This window comes from Phaeobacter sp. JH20_02, assembly GCF_048056915.1.
Classification (GTDB): Bacteria; Pseudomonadota; Alphaproteobacteria; order Rhodobacterales; family Rhodobacteraceae; genus Phaeobacter; species Phaeobacter bryozoorum.
Map to the genome: position 1 here is coordinate 182,771 of NZ_JAYMVP010000023.1, position 21,111 is coordinate 203,881.

Consider the following 21,111-nt stretch of genomic DNA (forward strand, 5'->3'; position numbering starts at 1 on the left):
CTAAAGAATAACCGGATTAACGCCTGAAAGGCACACCCCACTGCGCAGGCTTTTTTGGCTGTGCGCCGGTCATGCCAGCAACCGGCCCGCGCGCACCCACCAGTCAGGATGTGCCGCCTGCAAGGTGGCAGCCGCCGCCTCTGCCATCGCCTCGTCGGCAAATAACGCGTAGCAGGTCGCACCTGACCCCGACATCGCGTGAAACAACGGGGCCAAACCCGACAGCGCGTCGAGAACCGCTCCGATCAGAGGCTCGAGCATGATTGCCGCCCCCTGCAGATCGTTGCGCTGACCCGAAAGCCAGGCCGCCAGCTCCTCTGCGCTCTGCCAAACGGGTAGCCTTTCGGGCATCGGTGGGTTGTCACGTTTCTCCATCGAACGAAAAATCGCGGGCGTGGCGACTGACACCCCCGGATTTGCCAGAACAATCGCGCAGTCGGGCAAGGCTGGCAGCCGCTCCAGCTGCTCACCGATACCACGCATCCGCTGGGCGCCCGGCTCCATGCAAACCGGCAGATCCGCTCCCAGGGGGAGAACCTCTGCAACTCCGGGAAGAGGTACCTGCCACAGCTCGCACAGGACCCGCAACGTCGCCGCCGCATCGGAGGACCCGCCCCCGATGCCAGAGGCCGGTGGCAGCTGCTTATCCAACCTCAGCTCTGCCCCCCGCTCGACCTGTAAAAGCTCAGCCGCTTTCATCATCAGGTTGGAGCTGTCGGTCGGTACGCCCTTTGCCATGGCGCCCCCCACCCGCAGGCTCAGGGTGTCGGCAGATACAGCCGTGATCCGGTCCCCGATGTCAGCAAAGACCACAAGCGAATCCAGCAGATGATAGCCATCTGTGCGCTGGCCGGTCACATGCAGGGTCAGATTGATCTTGGCCGGGGCAAATCCCTCAACCGTCATGTGCCACGTTCAACGGCGCCGCACCCTCTTCGGCAAGAACGGCATCAAGGCCGCTTTCCAGCTTGCGGCGAATGCGCTCAGGGTCGGCTTCACTGTCAGTATCTTCGGGGTCGATGAACGACAGCGCGCGCTTCCACTGGAACTCAGCTTCCCGCGCCCGCCCGACAGCCCAGTAAACATCCCCGAGGTGGTCATTGACCACAGGGTCGACCGGCATCAATTCAACCGCGGTTTCCATATGGCCAACCGCCTCTTCATAGCGACCCAGCCGATAGAGTACCCAGCCGAGGCTGTCGACGATATAGCCCGCGTCAGGGCGCGCGGCGACAGCGCGTTCGATCATCGACAGCGCCTCGTCCAGTTTGATCTGCTTCTCCACCAGAGAATAGCCGAGATAATTCAGAACCTGTGGCTGATCCGGGCGAATTTCGAGTGCGGCGCGGAAATCCGCCTCTGCCTGCTCCCAATTTTTCAGCCGCTCGTGGCAGATGCCACGGGCATACAGCAGGAACCAACGTCCCTCCACGCTTTCATCCATCAGCCCTAGCGCGGTGTCATAGGCAGCGACGGCGCCGCTGTAGTCCTCCTGCTGCCGCAACAGATCACCCAGATTAGTATGGACCGGTGCCTCTTTCGGGAAATCACGCGCCAGCTGCTGCAGGACCTCGGCGGCCGCATCAGGTTTGGCGGCGCGACGCAATGCTTCGGCGCGTCCCAGTTCTGCGGCGTGGTAATCCGGATGCTCGCGCGGCACCTGCTTGTAAAGCTCGATCGACAGGGCGTAGCGGCCCAGCTGGTCAAAGAGCTCCGCAGCCAGCAACAATGCGTCCACGTGATCTTCGCGCAAGGCAGCTGCGACACGGGCATACATCAGCACATAGTCATCGGCCATTTCACCATTCAGGGCAGCCCCCATGGTGAAGAACACTTCGGCAATGCCCTGTGTCGGCGTGGCCGCCAGCGTATAGGGAAGGGTTTCGCCGTCCTTCAGCCGTGCGGACAGCGCTGCAAGCCCCGGATCCAGCTGCCCATTGAAGGCGTCGGACAGCACATCGAGCGCCTGTTCATTGCGCCCCAGCTGCGACAGGATCTCAAGCCGCGCGATCACCGCCCGACGCGAGGTATTAGTCAGCTGGCCCTCCTCGGCAGCAAACAGGGCCTCCGCCCCCTCGTAATCCCCGACAGAGGCCAGCGCCAGCGCCCGGTGATAGCGCGCGAAAAGGCCAAGCCCCTCTTTTTCACCCAAGACGTCAAACTGTGTCAGCGCATCGGACACTGAACCGGCGCCCAGATGTGCCCAGCCCAACAGCAAGCCATCCACCAGGGCATTGATCTCATACTGCCCCTCTTGCTGAGAGGTCACGCGTTCGATGATGGTCTGATAGTCCTCGGTCAGGACCAGGTTGGCAGTGGTAACGATATTGGCGACCTGACTGCGCGCGCCCATCTCCGACAGGCGGGCCGCGACCGGCGCGGCCCCTTTGATATCACCCAGCGCAAGCCGGGAAAACACGACATGCTCCATGAGCAGCGGGTTCTTCGGGTCGCGCACCAGCGCGCGGTTGTAATAATCCGCGGAGGCGCGAAAATCACTATCCAGGGTAGCAGCCCGTGCCGCCAGATACGCACCCGCCAGCCCATCTGCACGCACCGCATCGGCCTGTACCAGTATCGGCAGGGTGGTCGCCACGGCAAGAGCCGCTGCGCTTGTCAGGCTGCGAAAGAATGGGACGGGCACGGGGGGCCTCCTCGTTGGTGACTGGTCAAATACTGCCTCGCCACAAAGCGTAGAACGCCGCCCCTTAACACGCAATGGGGCAGCCCGCAGGCTGCCCCAATTATTCCGGCAAATACCTGCCGAAACCGATCACATATTCGGGTAGTTCGGCCCGTCACCGCCCTGCGGTGTGGTCCAGGTGATATTCTGGCTCGGATCCTTGATGTCACAGGTCTTGCAGTGGACGCAGTTCTGGAAGTTGATCACGAACTCCGGCTTGCCGTCCTTCTCCACCACCTCATAGACACCCGCAGGGCAATAGCGCTGCGCAGGCTCCGCGAACTTTGGCAGGTTGACGCTGATCGGCGTGTCCAGATTGCCCAGACGCAGGTGGCAGGGCTGGCTCTCTTCGTGGTTGGTCGCCGCAAAGGCAACGTTGGTCAGGCGGTCAAACGACAGCACACCATCGGGTTTGGGATAGTCGATGGGTTTGTGCTTGGAGGCTTCCTCGGTTGCCTCTGCGTCATTTTTACCGTGACCCAAAGTGCCAAACAGCGAAAAGCCCAACGTATTGGTCCACATATCCAGACCACCCAGCATCAGCGAGGCGGTGAGGCCCCACTTCGACCACATCGGTTTGACGTTGCGCACTTTCTTCAGGTCGGCACCGATCGCGCCGTCGCGGACACTGACCTCATAGTCGGCAAGTTCGTCGCCCGAACGCTCAGCCTTGATCGCGTCATAGGCGGCTTCGGCGGCTGCCTTGCCCGACAGCATGGCGTTGTGGTTGCCCTTGATGCGCGGCACGTTGACCATGCCAGCCGAGCAACCCAAGAGCGCCACACCGGGGGCGACCAGCTTCGGCATCGACTGATAGCCACCTTCGGTGATCGCACGGGCGCCATAGGCCACGCGCTTACCGCCTTTCAGCAGCTCAGCCACCATCGGATGGTGCTTGAAGCGCTGGAATTCCATGTAGGGGTACAGATGCGGGTTCTTGTAGTTCAGGTGAACCACGAAACCGACGTAAACCTGATTGTTGTCGAGGTGATAGATAAAGGATCCGCCACCCGCGTTGGACCCCAGCGGCCAGCCCATGGTGTGGGTGACAGAGCCCTCTTTGTGCTTGGCAGGATCAATTTCCCAGATCTCTTTCATGCCAACGCCGTATTTCTGCGGCTCCTTGCCGTCAGACAGGCCGTATTTGGCAATCACTTCTTTGGAAAGCGAGCCGCGCACACCTTCGGAGAGGAAGACATATTTTCCGTGCAGTTCCATCCCCGGCTCGGTGTTCGGACCATAGGTACCGTCGGATTCCAGACCAAAGACACCGGCAACCACGCCTTTGACTTCGCCATTGTCACCATAGACCAATTCGGAACAGGCCATACCCGGGAAGATCTCGACGCCCAGCTCTTCTGCCTGCTCAGCCATCCAGCGGCAGACATTGCCCATCGAGACGATGTAGTTGCCATGGTTGTTCATCAGCGGCGGCATCGGGAAGTTCGGGATGCGGATCTGCCCCGCCTCACCCAGCATGTAGAAATTGTCGTCCTTGACCGGAACGTTCAGTGGCGCGCCTTTTTCTTTCCAGTCGGGGATCAGTGCATCCAGCCCGCAGGGGTCCAGCACCGCGCCGGACAGGATATGCGCACCCACTTCAGAGCCTTTTTCCAGCACCACGACCTGCAGGTCGCTGTCCAGCTGTTTCAAACGGATCGCCGCAGACAGACCAGCCGGGCCTGCCCCAACGATCACAACGTCGTATTCCATTGCTTCGCGTTCAATCTCGGCCATCGAAGGCTCCTTAGGCTATGGCTCAGGACCAGCCCGTGTAGGCTGTGCGTCCTTGGCGCAATTTTCTTTCGCGGTTGCTTAGCGGGTGCCAGAGGCTCTGGTCAATCCAAACTCTACGTTACGATGATCTAGAACCCTCAATTGCGACAAATGGTGCGTCAAATATCGTCATTTGGCGCGCTGTTCCCGTCTTTGGCCAGATCCGCTGGCCGGTCCCCCATCAGATAGCGCGGCCCCTGCCCCTTGGAAGCGGCAGCATCATCCGGATTGTACAACTTGCAATTGGGCAGCGACAGGCAGCCACAGCCGATGCAGCCATCCAGATTGTCACGAAGCCGCTCCAGCGTTTCGATTCGGGCGTTCAGGTGCTCGCGGAACTGCGCTGAAAGCCGCGTCCAGTCAGCCTTGGTCGGGGTGCGCCCACCCGGCAGGCTCTTCAGAAACCCCTGGATCTCAGGCAGGGAAAACCCAAACTTCTGCGCGATCATCACAAAACTCAGCCGCCGCAGGTCCGCCCGGTGGAACCGCCGTTGTCCTCCCGCATTCCGCCAGGGCTCAACCAGACCCTGCGACTCATAATAGCGGATAGCAGACACGGCGAGCCCGGTTCGCTCCGCAAGATATCCGATCGACACGCCAGCTGACTTTGCCATAGCCCCTCCATCATTCTGATAAACAACTGAAAAATAATAGGTTTGCAGCTTCACCTTCAAGGTAAAGAAAAACCTTGATCTAAAGTTAGGTTGAGAAATTAGCCTACAGGTAATCGATCCAAACTGACAAGCATCGGAGCCTGATATGACTGTACGTCTTGAACATGCAAACATCACCGTTTCTTCCCCTGAAGCCACCGCCGCCTGGATGCAGGATGTGTTCGGCTGGCGCATTCGCTGGCAGGGTGAGGCTATCAACGGCGGCTACAGCCTGCATATCGGTGGTTCTGACAGTTATCTTGCGCTCTACTGCCCCCCGGAACCGCTGGCCAAAGCCCCGATCAGCTACGGCATCACCGGAGGGCTCAATCACATTGCCGTCGTCGTTGATGATCTGAGCACGGTCGAGACCCGTGTACGGGATGCAGGCTTCACCCCAGGTGAGCATCACGACTACGAGCCGGGTCGCAGGTTCTACTTCCGCGACCGCGACAATATCGAATTCGAGGTGGTGGAATATGATGCTTGATCTGCTCTGGCACGCCAGCCGCCCGCGCGCGGTCCTGCCTCCGCGCCTCATCACGCCTGACGCCGAACGCTCGAAGCGGCAACCTGTGATACAGCCACGCTTCGGGCGGGAAGAAACCCTGCTCGGGTACAGCCGTCTGCTAAAGCTGCTGCGGCAACTGGATCCGCGCCCGCGGGTGCCCCGTCACAGCATCACCGGCAAGACGTCCACCACGGCGCAGGTTCGCTGACCTTACTCCGTATCGGCAGGACTGCGAGGCGCCCGCCCGTCGTCCCGCCTGTCAGTGACGCGTTTGCCGCCACACCGCGCCCCGGACAGGCGCAAAGCGGACAGGCGTAAAAAAGCGGAGTTTTCCGCCTGTTGGCATGAAATCGCTGTGGACAGCCCCTGCCGCCCTCTTGCATTCGGCGGCAGGATTGGGTCAGGTAAATGAGACATAACCGGTTTGTCCCGCTGTCAGTCTGACAGTGGGACAAACCGGTTTTCCTATAGACGCGAACCGCCACGGCCGGTGGCCAAACCTGACACGATATCTGGACACAGACATGGAAAAGATCCCGATGACCCCCGCGGGTCACGCCGCCCTAGAAGCTGAATTGAAGACCCTGAAGTCGGTCGAACGCCCGGCCATCATCAAGGCCATTGCCGAAGCCCGCGAACTCGGCGATCTTTCGGAAAACGCCGAGTACCATTCCGCCCGCGAGAAGCAGTCCTTCATTGAAGGCCGCATCAAGGAGCTGGAAGGCATCCTGTCGCTCGCCGATGTGATCAACCCGGCCAAACTGTCCGGCGCGATCAAGTTCGGCGCAAAGGTCACCGTCGTCGACGAAGACACCGATGAGGAAAAGACCTGGCAGATCGTCGGCGAGCATGAGGCCAATATCGAAGCGGGACTTCTGAACATCAAATCCCCGATCGCCCGCGCTCTGATTGGCAAGGAAGAAGGCGACAGCGTCGAGGTCCGCACCCCAGGCGGCGACCGCGCCTATGAAATCCTCAAGATCGTCTTTTCCTGATACGCATTACCGGCTGGGCGCCAGTCACCGGCGCCCCGCCATGTCCATCTCGCCGCCGCGCCATGCGGCATATGCCAATCTCTCTCGCCACCCTCTGTTTCGAGCAACAGTATGACCCGCACCAGTTCCACCGCTGCAAAGCCGCCCACCAGCGCCCTCGACGCGCCGCCGGAACGACCGGTCTTTGGCCTGATCGAGGCTGCGGCGCTTGCGTTGAGCGCGTTGTGGCTGCTCGTGGTTGTCGCAGTTTTCGTGCTGGGTGGTACGCCTGACGCGACGCCTGCGGCGGGATGGTCGGATATCCTGCTGCGGATTGTCGCTGTGGTCCTGCCTGTCCTCCTGATCTGGGTCGGTGCTATCGCCCTGCGATCCGCCCAGGTGATGCGGGATGAATCGCAGCGCCTGCACGCTGCCATCGACGGAATGCGCAACGCCTATATCGCACATGCGCAGCAGGCGGCTTCGGTCTCCGAACCCTCCGTCACACGCAAGTTGGACGAGATTGCCGCCGCGACCCGCAAGACGGAAACCGCCCTCGCGACATTTCACACCAGCCGCCGTGATCGACCCATGCCGGGTATATCCACCACCGTGGGGACGGACGGCGACGCGACCGATCAGGGACTGCTGGCGCTTGGCACGCCCGCCGAGGATTTTGCAGCGCCGCTGCCTGCTCCGCAATTGATCCGGGCCCTGAATTTTCCTGAAACCGCCGAAGACGAGGAAGGCTTTGCCGCCCTGCGCCTTGCCTTGCGGGACCGCAAAGCCGCCCAGATCATTCAGGCCGCGCAGGATGTGCTCACCCTGCTCAGCCAGGATGGCATCTACATGGATGACCTGCGCCCCGATATGGCCCGACCAGAGATCTGGCGACAGTTCGCCCAGGGCACACGCGGTCGCGCCGTTGCCGCATTGGGCGGCGTGAGGGATCGCAGCTCACTTGCCCTGACAAATGCGCGGATGAAACAGGATCCGATCTTTCGCGATGCCGCACATCATTTCCTGCGCCGCTTTGACCAGATGCTGGCGGAATTTGAACAAGAGGCCAGCGACGCCGAGATATCATCGCTTGGCGAAACACGCACCGCCCGCGCCTTCATGCTGCTGGGGCGGGTCGCTGGCACCTTTGACTGACGCTTTCCGACCGCGCTCCGGTTACATGCCAAAGCTGGCGTAGGGAATAAAACGGACGGGATCCCCCGGCTGAATCACCGCAGCGCCATCCGCCAGTTCCACCAGACCTTCGGCCCAACTCAGCGAACTGACACGGCCCGACCCTTCTGATTTGAAGACCTCGACCTGACCGTTGCGTACACGGGCGCGCAAATATTCTCGCCGTCCCGGCTTTTTGCGTTTCTCAAAGGCGGCTGGCAAATCAAACCCCTGCGGCTCAGCCCAGCTTGCCCCCGCCATCAGCCCCATCGCAGGGCGGGCAAAGATCAACGTGCAGACCATCGCGGCCACCGGATTGCCCGGCAGACCGAACACCGGCGTTCCCTGCCAAACCCCCAGCGCCAGCGGTCGGCCCGGTTTCAGGGCAATCCGCCATTGCTGCATGGCCCCGCTTTCGCGCAGCAGCGCCGACATATGATCCTCATCCCCGGCAGAGGCACCGCCACTTGTCAGGATCACATCCACCGCCTCAGCCGCAGCGTCCAGGCGACGTCGCAGCGCGGCACGATCGTCGGCAGCTTTGCCCAGATCCGCAGCGTCGAACCCCATCTTTGCCAGCAGCGCGAGCAGCATCGGGCGATTGGCATCGTAAATCTGCCCTGCCGCAGCCGTCTCACCCGGCTCGATCAGTTCATCTCCCGTCGACAGCACACCCACCCGCAGCAGTTGCCGCACCGGTAGCTCAGACAATCCCGTGGCAGAGGCCAGCGCCAGATCCGCAGGGGTCACCACGCGACCCTTGGTCAGGATCCGATCGCCGACGGCGGCATCTTCGCCAGCCCGGCGAGTATTGGCGCCCAGTTTAAGTGGTCCGTGAAAAGCAATCTGCGCACCATCGCAGGTTACGTCCTCTTCAAGAATGACGGTATCAACCCCCCTAGGCAACGCCGCCCCTGTCAGAATGCGGATGGCCTGGCCCGGAGCAACCGCGCCTTCATGGGCCAGCCCCGCCGCCGCACGTCCCTCGCTCAGCGGCATGACCTGCGGCCCCTCTCCGGCGGCACCCGCAAACCCGTAGCCATCCACGGCCGTGTTCGCCTGCGGCGGGTTGCTGCGCGCGGCAAAAACATCCTCAGCCAGAACCCGCCCCAAAGCCTGCCCCAATGGCAGAACCTCTGCCGCCGTCACTGCCGTGAGATTTCGCCGTAAGTGATCCAGCGCGTCATCCACCGGTGTCCAATCGACGCCTGCTGGAAGAGCAAAGCAATCATTACGCAGGGGTGGCGGGGCAAGGCTCATATCTGGTCCACTCCCAGGATCCAGCCCTCTTCGGGCGCTGTGACGGTCAATAACTGGTCCAACTCTGCCATGTGCAGGCCCGACAATTCTAGGGACACCTTATGCACCTGCCAGGCATCCTTGATCCAGTGATCCGGCGCGGGGCCTGCCAGAAGGGTCGGCCAGATCTCCACCAGAGCCACCGGCGTGTCCAGGGATTCAAACGGCCAGACAGCGACCTGCCCGGCAAAACGCTTTCGCAGGCGTGACAGAACCGGCAGGCCCATCATCACCTGGCTGCCCACGGCACCTGCCCCGGCCATCTGCCAGCAGGTAAAGCTGCCCTTGGCCCGATGCTCAACCGCGCGGCGGTCCGGGAACGGGTTGCGATAGCGGTCCTTGCGACGCGGCAAACCGTCGATGTCGCGGGCTAGCCCATTGGCCCAGAATGGCCCTTGCCCACCAAAGCGGCGATTGATCGCCCCCGCCAGATCAAAGCGGTTGTTAGACTTTGGCGCATCCTCAATATGTGTCTCAAACCAGTCCCACAGGCCAAGAGGATCATCCGAACCCGTGATTGCATCGCAAAACCCCGCCGGATAGCCAAAGGGGAAATCAAACCCAAGCATAAGGCGGCGCCCGGCGGCCAGTTCTGCCTCGACCAGCTTGGTGAGCCACAGCTCCGCCAGCTGCCGATTGCGCAGATATACCGGTTCATCCGCTGATCCATCGCGGCTGACGCTGGCCCAGATGGAATCCTTGCAAGGGCTTGGCCCGCGGTCGTTGCCGCCAGACCAATCCACCATGGCAAAGCTCTGCCATCCGCTCAAAGGGAAATCTCCCCGGCGATGAAATCGGCAATCGCCACCGTGTCGTCCAGATCGAAAACCGGCCTGTCCAGATGCAGCGGAATGTCACTGGCAACGGCACGAATCGACCGGTCCTCAGGCGCGATGAGCGGCTGGCCCGCCGCTGTGCGATAGGCCTCAATCTTCGGATGCACCTCGCGTTTGAACCCCTCGACCAGCACCAGATCCACAGGCCGCAGACGGGCCAGCAGCTCGGTAAGGCTGGGTTCGGCCATGCCACGCAGCTCCTGCATGATCGCCACCCGATTGGGCGAGGCAAGGATCACCTCGGCGGCACCCGCCATCCGGTGGCGATGGCTGTCAGTACCGGGTTGATCCACATCAGTGCTGTGATGGGCATGTTTCAAGGTCGACACGGTAAGACCCCGTCTGCAGAACTCAGCCACCAACCGCTCCATCAGCCCGGTCTTGCCACAGTTCTTCCAGCCGGTGACGCCATATATTTTCATCGCAGCAAGGCCTCCGCCCGGGCCAGGTCCTCAGGCGTATTGACGTTGAAAAACGGGTCAAACGGATCCGCCTCAAACTGGGCCTCCTGGCCGCCGTGACGGTCTGTCCACAAAACCACCTTTCGCAGGCCGCCCTCCAGCGCCGCGCGCAGGTCATCGCGCAGGGCAACAGGCCAAAGACCAAAGGTCGGATGCCGGTTCACCCGGCCGCCGCCACCGGATTTCAGATGCTCCTCGCCGGACTTTGGCGTTGTCGCCAGCACCAGCGGATGTTGCTGCCCGGCGGCGCTCTCCTTTAGCCGCAGAACCAGATCCTTGGGGAAGAACGGCGTGTCGGCAGCCACCGTGACAATGCTCTCGGCTCCCTGCGCTGCCGCCCAGTCCAACCCGGCAAGCACGCCCGCCAGAGGACCTGCGAAGCCGTCAATACTGTCGGCGATCACCGGCAACGCAAGATCGGCAAAGCGCGCAGGATCACCATTGGCATTCAGCGCGATACGCTCGACCTGCGGCGACAGACGGTCGATCACATGGGAAATCAGACTGCGTCCCCCAATCCGTAAGCGTCCCTTGTCACCGCCACCCATCCTTGTGGCCAACCCGCCAGCAAGGATGATGCCCAATGGTTTGCTTTGTCTCACGACATCTCCTCTCTGCGCCTGATGCCACATCGTCTGCGGACCATGTCGCGGGCGGTCTGCGCCTAGTGGTCCGCACTCTTGCGCCGATGCGCTTTTGCCTCAACCGGCACCTTTGCCGGATCCACATCCCGGATCAGCCGATCCTCTCCCGACAGGCAGATAAACCGCTGCCCCCGCATCCGCCCGATCAAAGTGAGACCCAGCTCCTGTGCGATCTCCACCCCCCATGCGGTAAAGCCGGATCTAGACACCAGCACCGGAATCCCCATCATCGCGGTTTTGATCACCATCTCCGAGGTGAGCCGCCCGGTGGTATAGAGGATTTTGTCGGAGACCTCCGCGCCGGTGCTCTGGATCCAGCCGGCGATCTTGTCCACCGCATTGTGCCGCCCCACGTCCTCCATATAGACCAATGGGCGATCTTTTTGGCACAGAACCGTGCCATGAATGGCGCCAGCCTCAAGATAGAGCGAGGGGGTGCGGTTGATCTTATGCGCCAACGCATAAAGCCAGGAGCTGCGCACCGCTGTCTGCGGCAAGCTCACCCCTTCCAGCCCCTCCATCATGTCACCAAACACAGTGCCCACCGCACAGCCTGACGTGCGGGTCTTCTTTTGCAGCTTGTCTTCGTATGAGGTCTCAACTGCGGTCCTTACGACCACGGTATCCAGCTCTTCATCATAATCGATGGCGGTGACCTCATCACCAGGATTCAACATCCCCTGATTGCGCAGAAACCCCAGCGCCAGATATTCGGGGTAATCGCCAATGGTCATGGCGGTGACGATTTCCTGACGGTTGAGGTAAATCGTCAGCGGTCGTTCCTCGACGACAGAGATCTCCGTCGCGGTCCCCGTGTGATCAAACCCCTGAACCACCCGCGTCAGCCTTGCATCGTTCGGCGCAGGTGCAATCACATATTCAGCCAGTATCGACGTCAGGTCGGAGCTGTTCTCAACCATCATCAATTGCAAACCTCCGCCAGCAGGCCTATGCCGTTTCAGCAATAACCTAGGACCTGATCATGGCAATCACCACCACGAAATCGGCCTTTTGGAAGGGGTTTCGCGACGGCGCGCCTTTCCTTCTGGTCTCGGGACCATTTGGGCTGCTGTTTGGCGTTCTTGCTGCCGAAGCGGGACTGATTGTCCCTGAGGCCATGGTCTTCTCCCTGTCGGTCTTTGCCGGTTCGGCCCAGTTTACAGCGCTGCAACTGATGCAAGAAAACACGCCGGTTCTGATCATCCTGATTTCAGCGCTTGCGGTGAACCTGCGGGTGGCGATGTATTCGGCATCACTGACGCCGTACCTCGGCGGCGCTCCGTTGTGGCAACGCGCCTGTGCGGCCTATCTCACTGTCGACCAATCCTATGCGCTCTCGATCGTGCAGTTCGAAACCCATCCGCAGATGACCCTATCACAGCGCATGGCCTATTTCTTCGGCACAAATGGCTGCGTTGCCCCGGGCTGGATGCTCGCAACCTATATCGGGGCGTTGGTCGGCACCCAGATCCCGGCCAGCTGGGGCCTCGACTTTGTCCTGCCGCTGGCGTTCCTGGCCATGATCGGCCCAATGCTGCGCACACCGGCCCATGTCATTGCCTGCTTTGCCGCTGTCGCCACCGCGCTGCCGGCCACCGCGCTGCCCTACAATCTTGGCCTGATTGTTGCCGGTCTTATCGGCATGATGGCTGGCGCCCAGGCCGAGCTCTGGCTGGAGCGCCGCAGCATTGCAAAGGATCCGTCATGACCCAGCCCCCCGATCCGACGTTGCTATGGACGATCATCATCGGCCTTGCCATTGGCAGCTTCGCCCTGCGCTTTGCCTTTATCGGGCTGATGGGCGGCAGGACCATGCCCGTTTGGCTGATGCGCCATCTGCGCTATACTGCGGTGGCGATCATTCCTGCGCTGGTGGCGCCGCTGGTGGTCTGGCCGACGCCGACCGGTGGCACCCCCAGCCTGCCCCATCTCGCCGTCGCCGCGGCGGTCTTCGCGCTCGGGTACTGGACACGCAATGTCCTGATCGCCATGGGCAGCGGTGCTGTTGGCTTCCTGCTGCTCTTTCTGTTGGCAGGCTGATCCATCCCGACAAACAGACAAAAGCCGCAGACGATGCTGCGGCTTTTCCCATCTATAGCTGTGCCTGAACGTGGCAGCATCACCCGCCTGCGTTCAACGCCGCATTGTTCTTTGCCAGCCCCTCTTGCAAGTCTGCGCTGTCGTTTTCACGGTAGCGTTCGGTCGTCACCCCCGGCAAGGCGCCAAATTGTTCCGAGAGATTGCCAGGGTAGAAAGTCACATCCAGCGTCTCAAACCCAGGTACCTGCTTCAGGATCGAGGCTGTGGCATTGGCACAGAACGCGCCCGGAACCCGACCGTTTGCCCGTACCAGCTGATAGGCGCGCTGCGCCTGCTCGGGCGTCACTTCGATCCGCTGCACCACGACATGATGGGTGCTGCGCGCATGTGATCCGCGATAGGCTTTCTCCACCCCCGGCGTGATGCCAAAGAGCACATCATCCCGCTCCGGCACCACATCGGCATAGAATGACCCGGCAGGATCAAAGATCACCCGTTCCGAGGCATTGATCATCAGCGAGGTATGCGCGCCCTGCCCGGTACGATTGTTGATCATCGTATAAAGCGTCAGCGCAGGCGGACCATTATGCCGATAGGCAACCCGTTCCAGCGTGGCGTCATCCGCGTTGGGCTGCTGCTGGGCGGCACAGGCCGAGAGCAGCGCCACACCGGCGCACACAAGCGCAAGCCTTAGCCCGCTCGCAAGGTGCCGGGCGCCACAACGCCCGCTCAGATCAGAACCATTCACGAGGGTGATCAGGTTGCAAAAATCGCGAGGAACACTGCAAAGAGCAGCGCTGCGATGCAGAACCGTGTCGTGAACTTGATGAAGCCGTTGTAGGTCTTTTCCTGAACGGTGATATCCATCGAACCGTGCTTATGGTCAGCCATGTGTCCATTCCTATTCGCGTCTGTTTTCCGCTGAATACTGGATTTCACAGACCCTGTCACCACGTCAATCGGGCGCAGCCAGGGCAAATCACCGGGCAATTCACCGGCCAAACACCGCTTGGCAGTGACCATAGCCGTAGCCCCAGCGCCAGCTCAGCCCGCTGCAAGGCGCGCCACCGAATCGCACCGCAGCATATATCGCGGTTGCGACCGGTGCGGCGATGGCCGCTGTTGGGGACTCTCGGCTGCTGAGTTGCGTCTCTACACAGCGGCGCAGAGCCTGATCCGCGGCCAGTCTTGCCTGCTGGCTGGCGGTGGCCAGATCTTCGTCGCGACCATCAAGGATTCGGCCAGATGATCCGATCCCGTCGGCATCGTGATAGAGCAGGTCATGAGCCACGCAACAGGCCTCAAACGGCGGACCGTCGGCTGTCTCTTCCCTGCCACTGAACTGGCGCCAGATCGCAGACAACCCACCGCTACAGCCATCGGTGGCAAAGGGCGCTGGCCTGCCACCTGCTGCCGCGACCTCCTGCATAAGGCCGCGATGAGCTGCACGCTCCAACATTGCCCAATAGCCCGCCGCAATCGCGTCTTCGGCGGCCGCAACGCTGCTGAGCGCGCCGAACAGAAGTGCGGCAACACCCCCAGCGCAACAGGCTGCCCGAACGTCAGGTCTCAGCCGGATCACTCTCAAGGTCGGACACCAAACGAAAACCGATCCGGTTGGCAGGTGCCGCCTCATTCCGCTTCGGCAAGGCCCGCAACATCACGTTGAGCTGGCTGACGTGTTGGACCAGCTGCGTGCGCGCGCCGCTGGAATCGCTGCCGTAATAGGTGATGATATCGGGGTCGAAGTAGCCCATGCCCTCGATCCGCATCACACCGGCATCGCCGCCGGCAAACCCCATCGCGACCTCATGCTCGCTATCCAGCTGCTCCTCGAAATTCTTGATATAAAGGATCAACCGTTCATAGGCCCAGCGTGCGGCGCTTTTTTCGGCAACGGATTTTTGCAACGGCATCTGCACTTTTTCGATACCGGTGCAGGCGTCGGGATCCGCGTGGACCTCGTGAACGCAGGGCAGAACGGCCGCCTCTGCCGCCTCGGCGCTGGTTGCGATCTCATCGGTCATGATCTCTCCCTTTCCAGGGGTCGATCACCCCTTGCGCTGGTAAAGCCAAGCCCCGTCCGCACGACGGCTGCGGTCAACCTGACCCAGATGGTACAGATGATTTAAATGGGCCACCGCCTCGACCAAAGCAAGGCCATATTCCCCGGAGCCGATCTTGCGTTTGAACAGCGGCGCAAAACATTCGGCCGCGCTGCGCGGTTCGTCGAGATGCTCAAGAAGCCGCGCCAGCGCCCCGTGATGGTTGTCGATCAACTGGGCCATCCGATGCGGCAGACCGCGAAATGGCAACTTATGCCCGCCCAAAGCCAGCTGATCACCCCGTGTCAACGGTGCCAGACGCTCGCAGGCCTCCAGCCATTCGGCCACAGGATCCGCCATCGGCTCGGTCGCATAGACGCCAATATTGGGACTGATCGAGGACAGGATCTGGTCGCCGGTGATCACCAGATTGTCATCGCGGCTCCAGAAGGTTGCGTGCTCTGGCGCGTGACCATTGCCCATGTGGACATCCCAGTTGCGCCCGCCCATGCGAAACACGTCGCCCTGTTTGATCCGGGTAAAGCCCAGCGGCATCGGATAGACCGTATCGGCGAAATTGAACGGCCGCTCCGCCAGCCGTGCGTCATAGATCGCGGGATCCATGCCCGAGCTGCGGTAAAACGCCAGCGTTTCCTCAGGCCAGCTTTCCTGCACGTCCAGCGTCAGCATTCGAGCAAACAGCCAGGCCGTTCGCGTGGTCACCAGCTCAGCCCCATGCTCAGACTGGAACCAGCCGGCGTTGCCGATGTGATCGGGGTGATGATGCGTGACCACCACGCGCCGGATCGGCTTGCCCTCCAGCGGCCCCGCCATCAGCCGCTCCCAGATGCGGCGGGTCTTGTTTGAGGACATGCCGGTATCGACGATGGTCCAGCCATCGCCATCATCCAGCGCATAGACGTTCACATGATCCAACTTCATCGGCAGCGGCAGCCGCATCCAGAGGACGCCCTCCGCCACCTCGATCGCCTCACCCTCGGCAGGCGGCGTGTTCCATGGACCGTCGGGTCGCGGGCTGGTCATCCGTCAGCCAATTCATCCAGCGTCAGAGCGCGCGCGCCGTCCGCACCCGCCTGCGCATGAGCCAAGAGCGCGGCGTGTTCCGGCAACATCCGGTTGATGTAGAACCGCGCCAGCTTTTCGCGCGGGCCACCGATGTCGGCCATCGCAGCCGCCAGGTGGTAATGCCCGCCAAGAACCCGCGCAAAGGCATGCAGATAGGGAACCGCTCCTGCGAAACGCTCATCCATGTCGCTCTGTGCGGTCAACCACTCGGTCGCTTCGCGCAGGGATTCACAGGCCTGCCAGACGGCCTCGGCCATATTCGGATGAGTGGTTCGGGCGCGCTCGGCCTGCTCCTCGATCTCGTCGATCAGACGGTTGGCCATATCGCCGCCGTCCATCATCTTGCGCCCAACCAGATCCATCGCCTGAATGCCGTTGGTGCCTTCGTAGATCGCCGTCACCCGCACATCACGATAAAACTGCGCTGCACCGGTTTCCTCAATGAACCCCATACCGCCATGCACCTGCACACCGGTTTCCGAAACACGCATCCCGGTTTCCGTGCCAAAGGTCTTGGCGATTGGCGTCAGAAACGCTGCCCGCGCGGCCCACTCCTGTGCGCCGGTTGCGGTCTGCATGTCGATGGCCTGCGAACAGGCCAGCAGGATCGCGCGCGCTGCAAAGAGATCGGCCTTCATTTCCATCAGCATCCGGCGCACATCCGCATGGTCCACGATGGTGCCGGAGGCGGATTTGCCCTGCTTGCGCTCCAGCGCGTAGGCCAGCGCCTTTTGATAGGCCGCACCAGCGACACCGACGCCCTGACCACCAACGCCCAGCCGGGCATTGTTCATCATGGTGAACATTGCCGCCAGACCGCCCCCCGGTTTGCCGACCATCCAGCCGATTGCGCCGTCATATTGCATGACGCAGGTCGGCGAACCGTGCAGGCCCATCTTATGCTCAAGGCTCACCACCTTCAGCGTGTTGGCTTTGCCGGGATTGCCATCAGCATCGGGCAGGTACTTGGGCACCAGAAACAGGGAAATTCCCTTGGTGCTGGGCGCCGCATTAGGCAGGCGCGCCAGCACCAGATGGCAGATATTGCCCGCAAAATCATTGTCGCCCCAGGAGATATAGATCTTCTGACCGCTGATCGCATAGGTGCCGTCGTCCAGAGGCTCTGCCTTGGAGCTAAGCGCCCCCACATCCGATCCGGCCTGCGGCTCGGTCAGGTTCATGGTGCCCGACCATTCCCCCGAAATCAGCTTGGGCAGGTAGAGCGACTTCAGCTCATCGCTGGCGTGATGTTCCAACGCCTCGATCTGACCCTGGCTCATCAGCGGGGCCAGTTGCAGCGACAGGCAGGCGCCCGACATCATCTCATTGACCGCGGTGGTCAGGGTCATCGGCAGCCCCATGCCGCCAAATTCCTCTGCCGCGCTCATCCCGATCCAGCCGCCTTCGGAAATCGCCTGCCAGCCTTCGGCATAACCGGGAGAGCTGCGCAGCACCCCGTTTTCCAGACGCGCCGGTTGCAGATCGCCGCCACGGTTCAAGGGGGCCATAACTTCATCGCAGAACTTCCCCGCCTCGGTCAGGATCGCCGTAACCACATCATCGCTGGCCTCGCCAAAGCGCTCGGTAGCGGCGATTTCATGAAAACCGATGATATGTTCGAGAAGAAACTGATACTCGGGAACCGGGGCACGGAAGGTCATGTCTGGCCTCTTTCAGAGAGCTGGTTGGGGCAGCCTTGGCATCATTGCCCCAAACCTTTATGTTGAATGTCTTGTCCGATTACCTAACCGGGCCCTTTAATCAAGCAACCAAAACGCCGCGTCACCAGCCATGTCCAGCCCCACAACCCGCCTCCTGACCGCGCAACCACAGGAGATCAGCACAGCTGCGGACCTGTTGAAAGAGGGCCGGCTGGTCGCATTTCCAACCGAAACCGTCTACGGGCTCGGGGCTGATGCGCGCCAGACCGACGCGGTTGAGGCCCTCTATGCCGCCAAGGGCCGCCCCAGTTTCAACCCGCTGATTGCCCACGTCCACGCGGTGGAGACCGCCCAGCGCTATGTGGTCTGGTCCGACACCGCCAGCAAACTCGCCGAGGCCTTCTGGCCGGGCCCGCTGACGCTGGTCCTGCCGCTGCGTGAGGACCACGGTATCTCGCCTCTGGTCACCGCCGGGCTGACCACCCTCGGCGTCCGTATCCCGGCCCATCCTGCGGCCCGGGCGCTTTTGTCGGTTCTGGATGGCCCGGTGGCGGCCCCCTCCGCAAACCCATCGGGCCGGATCAGCCCGACAACCGCCGCCCATGTCATCGCCGGACTGGACGGCCGCATCGCGGCCGTGGTCGATGACGGTCCCTGCGGCGTCGGCGTGGAATCCACCATTGTCGGCCTTGCAACCGGCACGCCATTGCTGCTGCGTCCCGGCGGGCTGGCCGCCGAGGAAATCGAGGCCGTTCTGGGACACCCGCTGCAGCAGCGCGATGTCGGCGATCCACTGACCGCTCCGGGGCAGCTGCTGTCGCACTACGCCCCGCGCGCCAGCGTCAGGCTGAACGTCACAAACCCAGCAGAGGGCGAGCTCTATCTCGGATTTGGCAAAATGGACTGTGATCTCAACCTCTCGGCCAGCGGCGATCTGCGCGAGGCTGCGGCGCAGCTGTTTGGACATCTCCACCAGCTTGACGCCAAGGCCCGCCCTATCGCTGTCGCCCCAATCCCGGAAATCGGGCTGGGTGTCGCCATCAACGACCGGCTGCGCCGCGCCGCCGCGCCACGCTAGCGGCCTGCTCAGGGCATCGTAAGCCGCCGGTCACGCGTGACCGGCACTGGTGGACAGAGTCAGCGGATCGACGCCGAGGGAGCGCAACGCCGCCTCCCATTTGGCGAAATCGTCCAGCTCGAACACCACCTCCGGCGTTGCTGTTGCGGTCAGCCAGCCATTATTGGCAATCTCGGCCTCAAGCTGCCCCGGCCCCCAGCCGGCGTAGCCAAGCATGACCATCACCTGCTCAGGTCCCCGCCCCATCGCGATATCTTCGAGCACGTCAACGGTCGCGGTCATCGAAAACGCCTCGGAAACCCGCAGCGAACTGACGTTGGATTTATACTCCGGTGAATGCAGGACAAAGCCGCGCTGCGTCTCGACCGGCCCGCCAAACCGCACCGGTAGCGCGGCCTCTTCTGCACTGCGCGGAGTAATATCCAGCTGTTCCAACAGGTTGGACAAATCAACGCCGGTGGCCGGTTTATTCACGATCAAGCCCATCGCACCATCGTCCTCATGCGAGCATAGCAAGATCAGCGAATGCTCGAACCTCGGGTCACCGATGCCGGGCATCGCAATCAGCAGTTCGCCGGTAAGATCCATATGAATCTGTCGTCCTTTTTTCAAATCGCCGCCACCCGTGACCGGGCAACCTGCCTGCCCTGTCACAATGGCCACCCGCAGGCAGAGGTTCAAGACCAACCCGTGCCTTAGCCAATGCTCAACGCCGTTGACCGGAACGTGACTTGGCTTTTCTTGCTGGAATGCGCATGTAAATGGGCATGGTTATGTTCTCCCTTCTCTCGGCGCTTGCGACGCCCCTGACGGCCCGCACCACGACGGCCAAGACCTTGGCGAAATGCCTCTGCGCACCGCTGGCGCTGTCGTTTCTGGCCCTGCCTGCCACGGCCCCCGCCGAGCAGATGTCCGATATTGTCCGTATCGAGGTGCTGGACGGCGGCACCACGCGACGCGGCACCCATATGGGAGCGTTGCGGCTGACGCTTTCCGAAGGCTGGAAAACCTACTGGCGCGCGCCCGGCGATGCCGGCATTCCGCCCCGCTTCAGCTGGCAAGGCTCGCGCAATGTCGGGGCCGTCGCAATCCGCTGGCCCACGCCCGAAGTGTTCCTCACCTCAGGATTTCGCACCATCGGCTATCATGATCAGCTGGTGCTTCCGGTCGAGATCACCCCGGCCAAACCCGGGCAGCCGCTGCGGCTGAAGGGCCGCATGGAGCTCGGCATCTGCAAGGATGTCTGCATACCCTCGGAACTGCGTTTCGATCAGGCGCTGAAACCGGACAGCCCGCGCAATCCGGCAATTGTCGCAGCACTGGCTGACCGTCCCTGGTCCGCAAAGGAGGCAGGGGTGCAGGCCGCGACCTGTGCGCTGTCCCCCAGCCGCTATGGGATGGAGCTGGTTGCCCGGATCACCATGCCCAGCGCAGGCGGTGAGGAGGTCGTGGTTGTCGAACCCGGCGTCCCCTCGCTGGTCACAACCGAAACGACGACCAGCCGACAGGGCCACAAGCTGACGGCGAAAACCGAAATCATCTCCGCCGATGGCGGTCCCTTCGCTGTGGATCGCTCGCAGATGCGTATCACCGTACTTGGGCAGAACCGGGCGGTAGACATTCAGGGCTGCACCCGGCACTAACAAGGGATCATCTGCCCGACCGGATCCAGCCATGTCCGCCAATCCCGCCTCCGACGAAGCCCCTCGCCGCCCTGTCCTGGGGGCGTTGGCCGTGGTCTGCCATCCCCGGCAGGATGGTGATCAGGTGATCCTCATCCAGCGCAGATCGCCGCCAAATGCAGGTTGGTGGGGCTTTCCCGGCGGCCATGTCGAACTCGGCGAGACCGCGATGCAGGCTGCCGCCCGCGAACTGCTGGAAGAAACCGGCGTCATCGCCAGCCCCCGCGAAGTGCTGACCCATATCGACGTCATGCTGCGGGATGACGCGGGTGAGGTGCAGCGGCAATATCTTCTCATCGCCGTGCTCTGCGACTACGTCTCAGGCCAGCCCGCCCCCAATGATGACGCCCTGCAGGCACAATGGGTGCAGGTCTCCGATCTGACCACTGGCTTCGACCGGTCTCCTGACCGGATGCTGATTGACCAGGTGGCGGAGGTCGCCGCCCTCGCCCAGCAGCAGCGCCGCCGGATGACGGGTTAGCCTTGGCAATCCCGCTCACACTGCATCC

General features: G+C 62.1%; 25 protein-coding genes. 9 read left to right on the plus strand and 16 right to left on the minus strand.

Annotated features, from left to right (window positions below; all coding sequences use genetic code 11):
- Positions 1-69: 69 nt before the first annotated feature.
- The 4 genes from VWY34_RS13100 to soxR form a co-directional block, all read right to left on the minus strand.
- Complete coding sequence (locus VWY34_RS13100; RefSeq protein WP_416545586.1) at positions 70-906, minus strand: 4-(cytidine 5'-diphospho)-2-C-methyl-D-erythritol kinase; 837 nt, start codon at positions 904-906, stop codon at positions 70-72.
- Positions 896-2,644 (minus strand): tetratricopeptide repeat protein, encoded by a 1,749-nt coding sequence (locus tag VWY34_RS13105; protein WP_416536429.1) that lies wholly within the window; start codon positions 2,642-2,644, stop codon positions 896-898. The genes VWY34_RS13100 and VWY34_RS13105 overlap by 11 nt, the downstream gene beginning before the upstream one ends.
- A gap of 129 nt (positions 2,645-2,773) precedes the next feature.
- Positions 2,774-4,420, minus strand: a complete 1,647-nt coding sequence (locus VWY34_RS13110) for a 4Fe-4S dicluster domain-containing protein (protein WP_416536428.1) — start codon at positions 4,418-4,420, stop codon at positions 2,774-2,776.
- Positions 4,421-4,578: 158 nt separating this feature from the next.
- Positions 4,579-5,073, minus strand: a complete 495-nt coding sequence (gene soxR / locus VWY34_RS13115; protein ID WP_416545588.1) for a redox-sensitive transcriptional activator SoxR — start codon at positions 5,071-5,073, stop codon at positions 4,579-4,581.
- A gap of 145 nt (positions 5,074-5,218) precedes the next feature.
- Between soxR and VWY34_RS13120 the strand changes: the two genes are divergently transcribed.
- From VWY34_RS13120 to VWY34_RS13135, 4 genes are all read left to right on the plus strand, one after another.
- Complete coding sequence (locus VWY34_RS13120; protein ID WP_340544255.1) at positions 5,219-5,602, plus strand: VOC family protein; 384 nt, start codon at positions 5,219-5,221, stop codon at positions 5,600-5,602.
- Positions 5,592-5,831 (plus strand): hypothetical protein, encoded by a 240-nt coding sequence (locus VWY34_RS13125; RefSeq protein ID WP_416536426.1) that lies wholly within the window; start codon positions 5,592-5,594, stop codon positions 5,829-5,831. The genes VWY34_RS13120 and VWY34_RS13125 overlap by 11 nt, the downstream gene beginning before the upstream one ends.
- A gap of 316 nt (positions 5,832-6,147) precedes the next feature.
- Positions 6,148-6,618, plus strand: coding sequence for a transcription elongation factor GreA (gene greA / locus VWY34_RS13130; RefSeq protein ID WP_340544253.1), 471 nt, complete (start codon positions 6,148-6,150; stop codon positions 6,616-6,618).
- Positions 6,619-6,729: 111 nt separating this feature from the next.
- The gene (locus VWY34_RS13135; RefSeq protein WP_416540734.1) at positions 6,730-7,752 is read left to right on the plus strand and encodes a hypothetical protein; all 1,023 of its coding nucleotides are present in this window, start codon (positions 6,730-6,732) and stop codon (positions 7,750-7,752) included.
- A 21-nt stretch (positions 7,753-7,773) separates the two neighbouring features.
- Here the strand turns inward: VWY34_RS13135 and glp are convergent, their stop codons facing one another.
- From glp to VWY34_RS13160, 5 genes are all read right to left on the minus strand, one after another.
- Positions 7,774-9,030, minus strand: a complete 1,257-nt coding sequence (gene glp / locus VWY34_RS13140; protein WP_416545590.1) for a gephyrin-like molybdotransferase Glp — start codon at positions 9,028-9,030, stop codon at positions 7,774-7,776.
- Positions 9,027-9,839, minus strand: a complete 813-nt coding sequence (locus VWY34_RS13145) for a molybdopterin guanine dinucleotide synthesis (RefSeq protein ID WP_416545592.1) — start codon at positions 9,837-9,839, stop codon at positions 9,027-9,029. Before VWY34_RS13145 ends, glp begins: the two co-directional genes overlap by 4 nt.
- Positions 9,836-10,327 carry a molybdopterin-guanine dinucleotide biosynthesis protein B gene (gene mobB, locus VWY34_RS13150; RefSeq protein WP_416545594.1) on the minus strand — a complete coding sequence of 164 codons (492 nt, stop codon included), beginning with the start codon at positions 10,325-10,327 and terminating at the stop codon, positions 9,836-9,838. Before mobB ends, VWY34_RS13145 begins: the two co-directional genes overlap by 4 nt.
- Positions 10,324-10,968 (minus strand): molybdenum cofactor guanylyltransferase MobA, encoded by a 645-nt coding sequence (gene mobA / locus VWY34_RS13155; protein ID WP_416545596.1) that lies wholly within the window; start codon positions 10,966-10,968, stop codon positions 10,324-10,326. Before mobA ends, mobB begins: the two co-directional genes overlap by 4 nt.
- Positions 10,969-11,030: 62 nt before the next feature.
- Positions 11,031-11,933 carry a formate dehydrogenase accessory sulfurtransferase FdhD gene (locus VWY34_RS13160; RefSeq protein ID WP_416545598.1) on the minus strand — a complete coding sequence of 301 codons (903 nt, stop codon included), beginning with the start codon at positions 11,931-11,933 and terminating at the stop codon, positions 11,031-11,033.
- A 59-nt stretch (positions 11,934-11,992) separates the two neighbouring features.
- Here VWY34_RS13160 and VWY34_RS13165 point away from each other — a divergent pair, with 59 nt between their 5' ends.
- A complete protein-coding gene (locus tag VWY34_RS13165; protein ID WP_416536421.1) occupies positions 11,993-12,718 on the plus strand; it encodes an AzlC family ABC transporter permease in 726 nt (241 codons plus the stop codon).
- Positions 12,715-13,050: an AzlD domain-containing protein gene (locus VWY34_RS13170; protein ID WP_340544242.1), complete on the plus strand. Its 336-nt coding sequence runs from the start codon at positions 12,715-12,717 to the stop codon at positions 13,048-13,050. The genes VWY34_RS13165 and VWY34_RS13170 overlap by 4 nt, the downstream gene beginning before the upstream one ends.
- Positions 13,051-13,129: 79 nt before the next feature.
- Here VWY34_RS13170 and VWY34_RS13175 read toward each other — a convergent pair whose 3' ends face one another.
- From VWY34_RS13175 to VWY34_RS13200, 6 genes are all read right to left on the minus strand, one after another.
- Positions 13,130-13,798, minus strand: coding sequence for a hypothetical protein (locus tag VWY34_RS13175; protein WP_416536420.1), 669 nt, complete (start codon positions 13,796-13,798; stop codon positions 13,130-13,132).
- Between the two features lie 8 nt (positions 13,799-13,806).
- Positions 13,807-13,941, minus strand: a complete 135-nt coding sequence (locus VWY34_RS13180) for an aa3-type cytochrome c oxidase subunit IV (protein WP_340544239.1) — start codon at positions 13,939-13,941, stop codon at positions 13,807-13,809.
- 100 nt (positions 13,942-14,041) lie between these two features.
- The gene (locus VWY34_RS13185; protein WP_416549026.1) at positions 14,042-14,632 is read right to left on the minus strand and encodes a hypothetical protein; all 591 of its coding nucleotides are present in this window, start codon (positions 14,630-14,632) and stop codon (positions 14,042-14,044) included.
- Entirely contained in the window at positions 14,613-15,077 is a 465-nt protein-coding gene (locus VWY34_RS13190; protein ID WP_340544237.1) for a DUF6173 family protein, read from the minus strand. The genes VWY34_RS13185 and VWY34_RS13190 overlap by 20 nt, the downstream gene beginning before the upstream one ends.
- A gap of 24 nt (positions 15,078-15,101) precedes the next feature.
- Positions 15,102-16,139, minus strand: a complete 1,038-nt coding sequence (locus tag VWY34_RS13195; RefSeq protein WP_416545602.1) for an MBL fold metallo-hydrolase — start codon at positions 16,137-16,139, stop codon at positions 15,102-15,104.
- On the minus strand, positions 16,136-17,842 hold the full coding sequence (locus VWY34_RS13200; RefSeq protein WP_416545604.1) for an acyl-CoA dehydrogenase: 1,707 nt from the start codon (positions 17,840-17,842) through the stop codon (positions 16,136-16,138). The genes VWY34_RS13195 and VWY34_RS13200 overlap by 4 nt, the downstream gene beginning before the upstream one ends.
- A 130-nt stretch (positions 17,843-17,972) precedes the next feature.
- Between VWY34_RS13200 and VWY34_RS13205 the strand changes: the two genes are divergently transcribed.
- Positions 17,973-18,920 (plus strand): L-threonylcarbamoyladenylate synthase, encoded by a 948-nt coding sequence (locus VWY34_RS13205; protein WP_416545606.1) that lies wholly within the window; start codon positions 17,973-17,975, stop codon positions 18,918-18,920.
- 30 nt (positions 18,921-18,950) lie between these two features.
- Here the strand turns inward: VWY34_RS13205 and VWY34_RS13210 are convergent, their stop codons facing one another.
- Positions 18,951-19,508 carry a YqgE/AlgH family protein gene (locus VWY34_RS13210; RefSeq protein ID WP_340544233.1) on the minus strand — a complete coding sequence of 186 codons (558 nt, stop codon included), beginning with the start codon at positions 19,506-19,508 and terminating at the stop codon, positions 18,951-18,953.
- A 185-nt stretch (positions 19,509-19,693) separates the two neighbouring features.
- On the opposite strand from VWY34_RS13210, the gene VWY34_RS13215 reads away from it, so the two are divergent.
- Both VWY34_RS13215 and VWY34_RS13220 read left to right on the plus strand, forming a co-directional pair.
- Entirely contained in the window at positions 19,694-20,563 is an 870-nt protein-coding gene (locus VWY34_RS13215) for a protein-disulfide reductase DsbD domain-containing protein (protein WP_340544231.1), read from the plus strand.
- A gap of 31 nt (positions 20,564-20,594) precedes the next feature.
- Positions 20,595-21,083 (plus strand): NUDIX hydrolase, encoded by a 489-nt coding sequence (locus tag VWY34_RS13220; protein ID WP_416545608.1) that lies wholly within the window; start codon positions 20,595-20,597, stop codon positions 21,081-21,083.
- The last annotated feature ends 28 nt before the right edge of the window (positions 21,084-21,111 follow it).